Annotated in this window: 11 protein-coding genes; all 11 read left to right on the top strand. The window is 30.6% G+C overall.

Annotated elements, in window-relative coordinates; all coding sequences use genetic code 11:
• The first annotated feature begins 70 nt into the window (after positions 1-70).
• The 11 genes from E4100_RS03860 (at position 71) to alaS (ending at position 12957) form a co-directional block, all read left to right on the top strand.
• On the top strand, positions 71-1792 hold the full coding sequence (locus E4100_RS03860) for an ABC transporter ATP-binding protein (RefSeq protein WP_135270729.1): 1722 nt from the start codon (positions 71-73) through the stop codon (positions 1790-1792).
• A 69-nt stretch (positions 1793-1861) separates the two neighbouring features.
• A complete protein-coding gene (locus E4100_RS03855) occupies positions 1862-2740 on the top strand; it encodes a polysaccharide deacetylase family protein (protein ID WP_135270728.1) in 879 nt (292 codons plus the stop codon).
• Positions 2741-2751: 11 nt separating this feature from the next.
• Positions 2752-3441, top strand: coding sequence for a response regulator transcription factor (locus tag E4100_RS03850; protein ID WP_135270727.1), 690 nt, complete (start codon positions 2752-2754; stop codon positions 3439-3441).
• A 7-nt stretch (positions 3442-3448) separates the two neighbouring features.
• Positions 3449-4846: a HAMP domain-containing sensor histidine kinase gene (locus tag E4100_RS03845; protein ID WP_245196352.1), complete on the top strand. Its 1398-nt coding sequence runs from the start codon at positions 3449-3451 to the stop codon at positions 4844-4846.
• Positions 4843-6357: a hypothetical protein gene (locus tag E4100_RS03840; RefSeq protein ID WP_135270726.1), complete on the top strand. Its 1515-nt coding sequence runs from the start codon at positions 4843-4845 to the stop codon at positions 6355-6357. Before E4100_RS03845 ends, E4100_RS03840 begins: the two co-directional genes overlap by 4 nt.
• A 54-nt stretch (positions 6358-6411) precedes the next feature.
• Positions 6412-6801 carry a hypothetical protein gene (locus E4100_RS03835; protein ID WP_135270725.1) on the top strand — a complete coding sequence of 130 codons (390 nt, stop codon included), beginning with the start codon at positions 6412-6414 and terminating at the stop codon, positions 6799-6801.
• A gap of 144 nt (positions 6802-6945) precedes the next feature.
• Entirely contained in the window at positions 6946-7368 is a 423-nt protein-coding gene (locus E4100_RS03830) for an RrF2 family transcriptional regulator (RefSeq protein WP_135270724.1), read from the top strand.
• A gap of 17 nt (positions 7369-7385) precedes the next feature.
• Positions 7386-8564, top strand: a complete 1179-nt coding sequence (nifS, locus tag E4100_RS03825; RefSeq protein WP_282097106.1) for a cysteine desulfurase NifS — start codon at positions 7386-7388, stop codon at positions 8562-8564.
• On the top strand, positions 8564-9001 hold the full coding sequence (gene nifU / locus E4100_RS03820; protein WP_209315257.1) for a Fe-S cluster assembly scaffold protein NifU: 438 nt from the start codon (positions 8564-8566) through the stop codon (positions 8999-9001). The genes nifS and nifU overlap by 1 nt, the downstream gene beginning before the upstream one ends.
• Before the next feature lie 25 nt (positions 9002-9026).
• Positions 9027-10223: an AI-2E family transporter gene (locus E4100_RS03815; protein WP_135270722.1), complete on the top strand. Its 1197-nt coding sequence runs from the start codon at positions 9027-9029 to the stop codon at positions 10221-10223.
• A 94-nt stretch (positions 10224-10317) separates the two neighbouring features.
• A complete protein-coding gene (gene alaS / locus E4100_RS03810; RefSeq protein ID WP_135270721.1) occupies positions 10318-12957 on the top strand; it encodes an alanine--tRNA ligase in 2640 nt (879 codons plus the stop codon).
• Positions 12958-12971 lie beyond the last annotated feature (14 nt).

Here is a 12971-nt window from a genome sequence, read left to right as displayed (position 1 = left end):
ATTAGTTTGAATATATTATATAATATTAGTGTATCTAAATAAATACATATTACAACTTTTGGAGGCAATTATGTTAAAAAATTTTGTTTCTTATTATAAGCCACATAAGAACTTATTTTTTCTTGATATGTTTTTTGCATTGCTATTGTCATTATTCGACTTAGTATTCCCAGTGTTTACACGTAGGCTCATAAATGAGGTAATTCCTGAAGGAAACATGGAAGTACTTTTTAACTGGACAATAATAATGTTTTTAATCATCTTCTTAAGGTACATAAGTCAGTATATTGTATCATATTATGGACACCTTTTGGGCGTAAGAATAGAGAGAGATATGAGAAAAGACATTTTTGTTCATTTACAAACTTTACCTTTTAGTTACTATGACAATAACAAGACTGGGCATATAATGTCTAGAATAGTAAATGATTTAAGGGATATAACTGAGTTAGCACATCATGGTCCTGAAGATTTATTTATATCATTGGTAATGCTGAGCGGATCATTTATTATATTGCTACAAATTGAATGGAGATTGACACTTATTATTTTTAGCTTTATTCCACTAATGCTTCTATTTTCTGTAAAAAAAAGAAATAAAATGGAGTCCTCTTTTAGAGAAGTAAGGAAAAAAATAGCGGATGTAAATTCACAATTAGAAAATAGCATATCTGGGATAAGAGTTGCAAAGGCTTTTACAAATGAAGAATATGAAATTGAGAAATTTAACGAAGGAAATGAAGCATTTTCAAATGCGAGAAGAAATTCTTATAAAATAATGGCAGAATTCACTTCTGGAATAAACTTGATGTCAAGCATATTAAATTTACTAGTAATATCCGTAGGAGGATATTTTGTATATTTAAAGGTGATTGACTTAGGAGACTTATTTGCTTACACATTATATGTTAATTTTTTCATGCAACCAATAAGAAGACTAACTGAGTTCACCCAACAATACCAAGATGGAATGACTGGGTTTGAGAGATTTTTGGAAGTAATGAATATAAAACCAAGTATAGTTGACAGCCCTAATGCTATAGAAGCTAATGATATTAAGGGGGATATCAGATTTGAAAATGTGTCATTTAGTTATAATAATGGCAATAAAAAAATTCTTGAAAATATAAATTTTTATGTGCCTAAAGGTAAGACCATTGCAATTGTTGGCCCATCTGGTGTAGGCAAGACTACTCTATGTCATTTAATTCCTAGATTTTATGAAGTTACAGAAGGACAAATTACGATCGATGGAGTTGATATAAGAGATTACACATTGAAATCTTTAAGGCAAAATATTGGAATCGTCCAGCAAGATGTATTCTTATTTACAGGAACCATTAAAGAGAATATTCAATATGGTAATCCAAGCGCAATTGAAGCAGATATAATAAAAGCTGCAAAGAAAGCTAAAATTCATGATTTTATTATGAGCTTACCTTTTAATTATGAAACATATATTGGGGAAAAAGGGATTAAATTATCTGGCGGCCAAAAGCAAAGAATTTCTATAGCAAGGTTATTTTTAAAAAATCCCCCAATATTAATTCTCGATGAAGCTACTTCATCACTTGATACAGAGACTGAAATGCTAATTCAAGAGTCTTTTAAAGAATTATCAAAAGGTAGGACTACTTTGATTATCGCTCATAGACTTTCTACCATAAGAAATGCCGATACAATACTTGTGCTGACAGATGATGGTATAAAAGAAATTGGAACTCATGAAGAACTATTAGCTTCAAAAGGAATATATTACAATTTGTATACTTATCAATATTCCAAAGTTTAAAGGTTGTTACTCTTTTGTAACAACATCTCGCTCCAATATGTGTATAATACACATATTGGAGGGATTCTTATGAAGTGGGTAATTAAGGTGATACTCTTAATTTTTATTATATTGTTAGTTATTCTACTGAGTGGGAGAATAATAAATAGTCAAAATAAAGCTTTAGCGCAATCAATAGATATAGAATTTTTATTATCTAGATATTATTATGATAATCTAGTTAGTGAAGAGATAGAGAATGAAAAGTCTAAGAAGAACTACGATAATGCAAAGAAAAAACAAGATATTTTAATCAGCGATTATTATTCTAAAATTGAAGAAGAAAATACAAAGCACACAAATGAAGATATTGAATCTGGAAAAAGTGCTTATTTAACTTTTGACGATGGTCCTTCAAAACATAATACTCTGGAAATTCTTAAAATACTGGATGAATACGATGTTAAAGCTACGTTTTTTGTATTAGGAGTCATGGCTGAAAATAATCCAGAAACTTTGAAACTCATACATGAAAACGGTCATAGCATTGGTAACCACAGTTATTCACATAAATATGGATGTATTTATAAAAATTCTGAAAATTTTTTTGCTGACGTAGAAAATTGTGAAGCTGTACTTAAAAATATATTAGGCGAAGACTTTCATACAAAGCTTTTACGATTTCCTGGAGGCTCTTACGGAAATAAAAAGTCTGAAATAAAAAACCAAGCATTAGCCAAGGGGTACAATGTGGTTGACTGGAATGCATTAAATGGAGATGCAGAAAAATCTAATCCATCAGCTGATTACCTAATCAAGAGATTTAAAGAAACTCATAAAAATAAAAAAAATATCATCATTTTAATACATGATACAGATGCAAAGGAAAATACAGTCAAAGTTCTTCCGGAGATTATTGAGACTTTGATGGATGAAGGTTATACCATAAAAGCATTAGATGAAAATTAATGGAGGGTATTATGAGAATTAATATTATGGTAGTTGAAGACGAAGAATCAATAAGAAAATTTATAAAAATCAATTTAGACAGAGAAGGATATGCCGTATACGAAGCTTCTTCAGGAGAAGAAGCTTTAGAAATAGTAAAAAATGAACAAATTGATATTGCGATTTTAGATGTCATGCTTCCTGGAATTGATGGGTTTGAAGTTTTAAAAGAATTGAGAATTAAATATCCGAAAATGGGAATTATTATGTTAACAGCTAAAAGTCAGGATACCGATAAAATCATGGGTTTAGAATATGGTTCTGATGATTACATGACAAAGCCTTTCAATCCTGCTGAATTGATTCTAAGAATAAAATCGCTGATAAGAAGACTTGATTTTGATAGTGACAATAAAAATATTTTAGAATTTGGACCATTTAAACTTGATTTGTCTTCTAGGGAATTTTATAAAAATAATGTTAAAATTGAATTAACAAGAACAGAATTTGCAATAATAGATTTGTTTATGTCAAACCCTGGGAAAGCATTTGATAGAGACCAAATATTAGATATAATTTGGGGAGTTGACTTCTCAGGGGATGGAAAAGTGGTTGACGTCAACATTAGAAGATTAAGGTCGAAAATAGAAGAAGATCCAAGTAAGCCAATATATATTGAGACCATTTGGGGAATTGGATATAGGTGGAGAGAAGAGGATTAATATTATTATGAAAAAAAGCATTAAAAGCAGATTAATAAAAAATTTCATGATAATAATCATTTTAACTGTTTTGATTATTGAAATTAGTTTAATCAAAGGGGTTAAGGAATATTTTTATAACAATGTCGAAACAATTTTAACTAATCAATTGGAATTATCAACTACTTTTTTTGAAAGATACTTTTCAGCATCTGACCTTTCAGACATTATCCTAGACGATGTTGACGTGTTTTGGCTACATACAAAAGCACAAGTTCAAATAATGGATACTAGTGGCAAAATTTTGATGGATTCATTAGGCACAGATATAGAAGAAAGCATAGACCCTCAAGAAGTTAATAAAATTTTATCTGATGGTAAGACAACAAAAATATCAGAAACTACTTACTCAAATGAACCTGTGATGTCTGTTTCTATGCCATTATTAAAACAAAATAAGCCTGTTGGTATCATGAGGTTTACTTCTAGTTTAAATATTGCCAATGACATGATCATCCAGATTTCTAAACTTCTAATAGGATTAGGTATCGCAGTTATTTTAATTTCAGGATTGATCAGTTATTTGCTCGCAAAATCAATTGTAAAACCAATTACTGAATTGACACAAGTGGCAGGGAAAATGGCAGATGCACAATTCAAAGTCAGAAGTAGAGAATATAAAGACGCAGAAATTGATAAATTATCATTAACTTTAAATTATATGGCCGAAGAAGTTACTAGGAGAGAAAGGATTAAAGATGATTTTATATCATCAATTTCACATGAATTAAAAACACCTCTCACATCAATTAAAGGATGGGCAATTACCTTAAAGTCATATGAAAACCTAGATAAAAAGATTTTACACGATGGCCTTGAAATTATTGAAACCGAAAGTGATAGGCTAACAAATATGGTCGATGATTTGCTTGATTTTTCCAGATTTACTTCAGGAAGGATTTCTTTAGTTAAAGAAGTGCTTGATATAAATAAATTATCAAATCAAGTTACGAATCAATTAAAGCCTAGAGCTCTTAACAATAATATTCAATTTAATATCTCTATACCAGAGGAGAAAATTTTTATTGTTGGAGATATGAATAGAATTAAACAAGTCTTGATAAATATTTTAGATAATGCTTTTAAGTTTACTGGAAATGGTGTAGTGGATTTTTCGTTATATCAAGATGATAAATATATATATATCAAAATTACAGATAATGGTCCTGGTATATCAAAAGAAGATTTACCCCATATCAAGGAAAGATTTTATAAAGGCAATAACTCTAATTCACACAGTGGCATAGGACTATCTATTTGTGATGAAATAATGAAACTTCATAATGGTATATTTGAAATTTATTCAGAAGAACAAAAAGGCACTACTGTAATCATCGGGTTTCTAAAAGAGGAGGAATTACAATGAAAAATCTAAAGATATTGTTGTTAGTTGTTTCATTTGCCCTAATTACTGGATGTAGTGCGCTTAAGATAGATAACATTGAATTTGTTGAATCTCCTAGCAATGAAAAACCTCCAATACTTGGCAAATGGGAAATCAATGAACTATTATTTAGATATGACAACACAATTGATAACGAAGATGAAAATATAGGGAAACAATGTTTTTTTCATAAAGATGCTATTTTATTATTAGACGATTATACTGACAAACCTAAATACAGAATAAAGACAGTTGATTTAAGAGAGTATCTACTTTATAGGTATAAGTTGACAACAGAGGATTTAGGAATTGACAATCAAGAAGTAAAGATTATAACTATAGTTAAAGATGAAAATTATTTTGCTGAATTCATTAAACTAAATGATGAAGAAATGATTTATTATTTAGATGATGCATTTTACAAACTAGATATTATAAACAATGAAGTTTCTTTAGAAGAAATTGAGAGATTGATTGAAATTGAAAAAGCAGTTCAAATGCCAATAGCAAGTTCTGAACCTGATGAATTTAGTTCTGGGATTTTACTTGGTATTAAAACTCAGAAGTTAGACGAAGAAAGCAAAGTTTTATATTGGAATTATGAAACTATTTGGATAAATATGCAAAACAAACAATTATCAGGGGTATATAAGGTTGATGATTTGCTTGTTCCGAGAAAGAATGGATTTTGGAAGATTAAACAAAATAGAGTATATGCTAGTGAAAGTATCTATGATAAAATAGAAGCAAATCCAATTGTTTCAAAAGATTATGCGAAAACTGAAACAGCTTACGATATTATGAGCGCAGATGAGAAATATCTAGTAGCAACAAGTAAAGAGAAAAAACTTCCATCGATTTTAAAAAATATTCTGTTCGTAGGAAATGATTATATATCAGTAGAAAATATTGATATAGAAAGAGATGACAGAAAAACATTACAAGTCTATGCAATTGACAATCTATCAGAAGAGAAACCAATTAAGCTATCTGATCTTGTAGGAGAAAATGGGACTATTTTATTTAGTGATGGAGCTAGAAATATAAACATAGAACAAGAATTTGCATTGAATGAAGAAAATTTCGGACTTGTGAGAAGAAATGGGTATTGGACATTAAAGGGAAGAGTTAATTATAAAGAAAATGAAGAAGAATTTTATAGCGATTTCAGTATCAAAGCTTTACCTCCTAAAAATATGGTAAGTTATGATGATCTAGCAATTCCATTTGAGATTATTAAGCTAAACATACCAAATGTAGTAGATGCTTTTTCATCACCAAATAAAGACTTTATGGTTATAGTAACTCAAAATGAAATTGTCATATATTTGATCGATGGGGATGATATCAATAGAATACCAATAGCAAGTATACCAATGGAAGATGAATTCACTATAATAATGTCCGAATGGGCGACGGGCAGGTACCCAAATATATGGCAAAAAATATTGATAGAGCAAGGAGCAAGTGAGCTAGAAGTAAAAAAATATTAGAGTTACGAAAACAGTATAAAAAAGTACAAATATAGCAATAGAAAGGAAAAATTTATGGCAAAAGTAAGAACATTTTTATCAAATATATCAAATGCCTTTTCCGGGCTAAAAAATTATTTAGGAGAAGCAAGTGCTTTGTTTATTGTTCTCTTAATAATAATTGTTTCAGTTTTAACTATTAACTATATTTATCGAAAAAATAAAGGTTTAAATTACTTACCAGGATTGATATCTTTTATTGTAGGATTAGTAATTTTAGTATTAAATATTGGAAATTTAATGAATCCATATAATTTAGCAAAACTGGAATTAACAATTATACTAATAAGCGCTGGCTTATGTGGTATAGTATTTGCAAAATTGTTATCAGTTATTAAAAAAAGCAATATGAAGAATAAAAAACCCAAGAAAAGCCCAAAAACAGCAGAGACAGAAACTAAATAGTAACCACAAAAACCATAAGTTAACTTATGGTTTTTGTGTGATTACAGGTCTTATTTGATTGTGTAAATGTTGACAATATTACATGGATATAATATAATGAATTATAAACCCAAGTAATTTAGTTGGTATTAATGAGGTGAAATAATGAGATTATCTACAAAAGGAAGATATGGATTAATGGCTATGTACCAATTAGCAATTGTTTATGGCGAAGGTCCTATATCTATAAAATCAATTGCAGATGAAGAAGAACTTAGTGAGAATTATTTAGAGCAACTTTTTTCAACTTTAAAAAAAGATGGACTTATTGTCAGTAGCAGAGGAGCATATGGAGGATATATGCTTTCTAGGCACCCAAAAGAAATAACAGTTGGCGATATATTGCGTTCTCTTGAAGGAGATAATTATCCGGCTGAATGTGTATCCAGTGATGGATTTGAATGCAAAAAAGAAGAAATGTGTGCTACTAAATTAGTATTGGCTAAGCTTAAAAATGGTATAGATCAAGTTATTGACTCAATAACGCTTCAAGATATGGTAGAAGAGTCTAACACAATTAATAGCTGATTTTGAGGAGGGCTAAAGTGGAAAAAATTATTTATATGGATCATGCTGCGACTACACCAGTCAGAAAAGAAGTACTTGATGAAATGATGCCTTACTTTAGTGAATATTATGGCAATCCATCAAGCATATATTATTTGAGTAATTTTTCGAAAATAGCTATTGATAAAGCAAGAGAAAGAGTAGCTAAAACAATTAATGCTGAAAAAAATGAAATATATTTCACAGGAGGCGGTACAGAGGCTGATAACTGGGCCATTAAAGGTATTGCTTCTAAGTTAAGAGATAAAGGGAATCATATTATTACCTCAAAAATTGAACATCATGCAATTCTACATACTTGTGAATATCTTGAAAAAAACGGTTTTGAAGTAACCTACTTAAATGTGGACGAATATGGGATGATTTCACTTGATGAACTCGAGAGATCAATTAAAGATAATACTATATTGATTTCAATAATGTTTGCAAACAATGAAATAGGCACTATAGAGCCAATAAAGGAAATTGGTTCAATAGCAAGAAAACATAATGTAATTTTTCATACTGATGCTGTTCAAGCTGTTGGAAGCCTTCCGATTGATGTCAAAGATATGAATATAGACTTATTGTCAATGTCGGCACATAAACTCTATGGACCAAAAGGAGTAGGAGCTTTGTACGTCAGAAAGGGAATAAAAATTGATTCTCTAATCCATGGGGGAGCTCAAGAAAAAAATAAGAGAGCAGGTACTGAAAATGTACCAGGCATAGTTGGGTTAGGTAAAGCTATTGAACTTGCTTATTCTGAATTGGAAGAAAATACAGCTAAATTAGTCGAACTTAGAGATTATATGATAAAAAACATACAAAATCGAATACCTGAAGTAAGACTAAATGGGCATCCAACAAAAAGGCTACCGGGGAATGTAAATATTTGCTTTAGATATATAGAAGGAGAATCGCTGCTACTGAGTTTAGATATGTACAAAATAGAGGCTTCAAGTGGCTCTGCTTGTACATCAGGAAGTTTAGATCCATCTCATGTGCTACTTGCAATTGGACTTCCACATGAAATTGCCCATGGTTCGCTAAGATTATCATTAGGGATAAAAAATACTAAAGAAGAAGTAGATTTTGTCATTGACAAACTTGTTACGATCGTTGATAGATTAAGACAGATGTCACCACTTTATGAAAAAAATCAGGAGGGTAAATAATGTATTCAGAAAAAGTAATGGATCATTTTATGAATCCTAGAAATGTAGGAGAAATTGAAAACGCGGATGGAGTCGGAGAAGTAGGCAATCCAAAATGCGGAGATATAATGAAGATGTATCTAAAGATAGAAAATGGGATAATAACAGATGTAAAATTTAAGACTTTTGGTTGTGGATCTGCGATTGCATCTTCAAGCATGGCAACTGAATTGATAAAAGGGAAATCTATTCAAGAAGCTATGCAAATAACTAATAAAGCTGTTGCTGAAGCTTTAGATGGTCTTCCACCTGTAAAAATGCACTGCAGTGTATTAGCTGAACAAGCAATAAGAAAAGCATTGCTTGATTATTCGAAGAAAACAGGGGTAAAAATAGAAGGACTTGATGAAAATGAATTCCATGAGGATGACTTACATGAAATTGAGGTTGAGGATTAAATAAGTCTTAAGTAGGAGGCCAAGCATGAAAATAGCTGCTCCACCAGATTTGTTTGTCAAATTAGTATGGATACTTTTAACAGTACTATTATTTTTAGTTAGCTATTATTTGATAAATATTGGAAATAACTTCGTAGATAAGAGAAAAAAAATAAAGTATGATACTAAAATATTAGTAGCTATTGCTTCGATATTTGCAGTAATATATGTGATTTATGAATTATTCTCAAAGTTCACCATATTATCGGATATATTGTTGGCGATAATTATGTCAGTAATATTAGCTTATTTTTTAAACCCCTTAGTAAATTATTTACAAAAAAGAGGATTAAAAAGAGTAGTTAGCACAGCAGTAGTTTATATAGGTATAGTTATAGTTTTGATAATATTACTGGTCACATTCATTCCGAGAACAATTGACGAAATAAAAAATTTAGCAGAAAATTCATCTGTTTACATTAGCAATTTTAATGCTTTTATTGACAGAGTCTATTCTATTTATTCAAATGTTTTAGGTGATACTCCAGAACTATTGAAAAGTATAGAGGAAGTTATAGAAAGCAATACTCAAAAACTACAGGATTCAATATCAAATGGATTGGCAAATCTAGTATCGGGGATAAGTGGATTCTTGTCAAAAGCGGTAACTTTAATATTGATACCAATAATCACTTTTTACTTCCTCATTGATAAAAATTATTTTGTAAAAAAAGTAAAAGAAAATATTCCTGAAAGATATAAAGACGATATTTTAGGCCTTTCTCAACAGATAAATGATGTTATGAACCAGTTTATAAAAGGCAGATTTTTTATGGCTATTTTTGTAGGCACAATGACCGCGATATTTTTGTTAATTATGGATGTTCAATTTGCTATTGTTATAGGTTTTATTACAGCTATAGCTGATATAGTTCCATACATTGGGCCTTTTTTAGGTTTCTTGCCAGCTGTATTTTTGGCTTTCTTCTCAAGCCCTTTAAAAGCTTTATGGGTAGCTGTATTTTTCGTTGTTATTCAATGGGTTGAAAACAACATCTTAGCTCCTAAAGTTCTAGGACAAAGCATAGGGCTTCATCCTTTAACGGTTCTTTTAGCTTTAATAATTGGTGGAGGAATATTTGGGGTTTTGGGAATGATATTGGCAGTTCCAGTAACTGCTATCATGATGATTTTATTTAAATTTATAATAAATAAATACAAAGAATCGAGAGAATTATTGTAGTTCATTGACAAATAACCATATATATTCTAAAATGAAATAGTAATATTACCTCCCTCAAAGGGAGGATTTTTATAATACTTAGAGAGGTGTAAATATGAAGAATTTAGGACTTCATGAAATAAGAAAAGAGTTTTTAGAGTTTTTTAGTGAAAAAGAACATTTAATTGCACCAAGCTTTTCACTTGTGCCCAAAAATGATAAGTCCCTATTATTAATTGGAGCAGGAATGGCACCACTGAAACCGTATTTTACTGGTGAAAAAACACCTCCAAGTAAGAGAATGGCAACATGCCAAAAATGTATTAGGACAGGCGATATTGACAATGTGGGGAGAACTGCAAGACATGCAACATTTTTTGAAATGTTGGGGAATTTTTCATTTGGAGACTACTTCAAAAAAGAAGCTATTTCGTGGGCTTGGGAATTTTTAACCCAAAGACTTGAATTAGATCCAAAAGATCTGTGGGTAACTGTTTATTATGAAGATGATGAAGCTTATGAACTATGGAATAAGATGATTGGTATTCCAACTGAAAAGATAGTTAGATTAGGGAAAAAAGATAATTTTTGGGAACTTGAGGTAGGTCCATCGGGACCATGCTCTGAGATATATGTAGATAGAGGAGAACAGTATGGCTGTGGTAAAGATACTTGTAAACCAGGCTGTGACTGTGATAGATTTCTAGAGGTTTGGAATCTTGTGTTCACACAATTTGATAAAGATGAAAATGGAGTCTATCACCCACTTCCAAATCCTAACATCGATACGGGAATGGGACTAGAAAGAATTGCTACTATAATGGAAAATACTGATAACATATTTGAAATAGGAGCTATTAAAGATATATTAAATAAAATATTGGAAATAAGTGAATATAAATATGGATCAGATAAAGAGAAAGATGTATCAGTAAGAGTAATTACAGATCACATAAGAGCTATAACTTTCTTAGTTAGTGATGGCGTTGTACCAAGTAATGAAGGCAGAGGGTATGTACTTAGAAGACTTATAAGGAGAGCTTCAAGACATGGAAAACTCCTAGGTATAGAAAATACGTTTTTAGACAAAGTAGCAGAAGTTGTTATAAATTCATGGATGGTTGAATATAAAGAACTCAAAGAAAATGAGAGCCAAATTAAAAGAGTTATCTCAATTGAAGAAGAAAAGTTTCAAGAAACAATAAATCAAGGGTTGAATATTCTTGAAACCATGATAAGTGAATTAGCTCAAAGCGAAACTACGGTTTTGGATGGAGAAAAGGTTTTTAAACTATATGATACTTTTGGGTTTCCACCTGAACTTACAGAAGAGATTGCAAAAGAGAATGGGTATCAAATTGACTTAAATGGATTTCAAGACTATATGAAAGCACAAAAAGAAAGAGCAAGAAGAGCTAGAGATGAATCAGATTCAGGCTGGAGCACTAAAAATGAAGAAGACATTACTAAAGGGATTGAGTCGGAATTTGTGGGTTACAGTACATTAAAAGCAGATACAATTGTGAAAGCTATTTTTAAAGAAGACAAAAAAGTTGATAAGTTAATCGAAGGAGAAACCGGATTTGTTATTTTAGAAAGAACTCCTTTTTACGGAGAGTCTGGAGGGCAAATAGGCGATAAGGGTATATTTAAATTTGAGCAGGGAATGGCACGAGTAAATGACACAAAATTAACTCCTTCAAAAGCACCGATTCATCATGTAACTGTAATTAGTGGAGAACTCAGAACTGATGAGTTTGTACAAGCTGAAGTAGATGTTGAATCTAGAGAAGCAACGATGAGAAACCATTCTACAACTCATTTGCTGCATAAAGCATTAAAAATAGTTGTAGGCAATCATGTTAATCAAGCTGGTTCATTAGTTACTCCGAAAAGGCTTAGATTTGATTTTACTCATTTCGAACCATTATCAGAAGAAGAAATTAAGAAAATTGAAACTATTGTCAATTCAGAAATATTAAAAGCTCAAGAAGTGAAAACTGAGATTATGACATTGAAAGAAGCACAGCAACATGGAATTATTGGTTTGTTTGAAGAAAAATACGGTGAATTTGTAAGAGTTGTAAGTATTGGAAGTTTTTCACAAGAACTTTGCGGAGGCACCCATGTAAAGAATTCTGGACAAATCGGATTATTTAAGATAATATCAGAATCAAGTGTGGCTTCTGGAGTTAGAAGAATAGAGGCAATAACAGGATTAAATGTTTATGACTATATAGTTGAGTTAGAGGATAATATCAATAAAGTAGCTATAACACTTAATAGCAATAAGCAAAATATTCTGGAGAAAGCAACTCATATAATTGAAGAGTCTAAGGAAAAGGACAACGAGATAAAAAATTTAAAGAAAGCTATTATTTCTAACTCAATCGATGAAATAATTAACGGTTCGATAGATATTAATGGTATAAACCTTATCATTCATGATTGCGAAAAAATGGATGCTCAAGAAATGAGAGAATTAGGAGACACTATAAAATCAAAGATAAATAATGGAGTTATATTTTTGACTTCTCAAAATGAAGACAAGATCACTTTTATTTTTATGGCTACTAGTGATATTATAGACAAAGGTGTTAATGTTGGATTACTCGTAAAAAAAGTATCTAGTGTTTTAGGTGGCAATGGTGGAGGAAGAAAAGATATTGCTCAAGGTGGAGGAAAATACCTTGACAAACTTGACGAAGCTTTGAAACAAGTCGAAATTGTATTAAGAGATCAATTAAAAATATGAATTTATTCTGTAAA

The organism is Soehngenia longivitae (assembly GCF_004684055.1).
GTDB classification, from domain to species: domain Bacteria; phylum Bacillota; class Clostridia; order Tissierellales; family Tissierellaceae; genus Soehngenia; species Soehngenia longivitae.
This window is presented reverse-complemented; position numbering and strand designations above follow the sequence as displayed.

Excerpts from the sequence above, each read along its gene's own strand:
- E4100_RS03860 (WP_135270729.1), top strand. The coding sequence starts at position 71 with ATGTTAAAAAATTTTGTTTCTTATTATAAGCCACATAAGAACTTATTT.
- E4100_RS03855 (WP_135270728.1), top strand. The coding sequence starts at position 1,862 with ATGAAGTGGGTAATTAAGGTGATACTCTTAATTTTTATTATATTGTTA.
- E4100_RS03850 (WP_135270727.1), top strand. The coding sequence starts at position 2,752 with ATGAGAATTAATATTATGGTAGTTGAAGACGAAGAATCAATAAGAAAA.
- E4100_RS03845 (WP_245196352.1), top strand. The coding sequence starts at position 3,449 with ATGAAAAAAAGCATTAAAAGCAGATTAATAAAAAATTTCATGATAATA.
- E4100_RS03840 (WP_135270726.1), top strand. The coding sequence starts at position 4,843 with ATGAAAAATCTAAAGATATTGTTGTTAGTTGTTTCATTTGCCCTAATT.
- E4100_RS03835 (WP_135270725.1), top strand. The coding sequence starts at position 6,412 with ATGGCAAAAGTAAGAACATTTTTATCAAATATATCAAATGCCTTTTCC.
- E4100_RS03830 (WP_135270724.1), top strand. The coding sequence starts at position 6,946 with ATGAGATTATCTACAAAAGGAAGATATGGATTAATGGCTATGTACCAA.
- nifU (WP_209315257.1), top strand. The coding sequence starts at position 8,564 with ATGTATTCAGAAAAAGTAATGGATCATTTTATGAATCCTAGAAATGTA.
- E4100_RS03815 (WP_135270722.1), top strand. The coding sequence starts at position 9,027 with ATGAAAATAGCTGCTCCACCAGATTTGTTTGTCAAATTAGTATGGATA.
- alaS (WP_135270721.1), top strand. The coding sequence starts at position 10,318 with ATGAAGAATTTAGGACTTCATGAAATAAGAAAAGAGTTTTTAGAGTTT.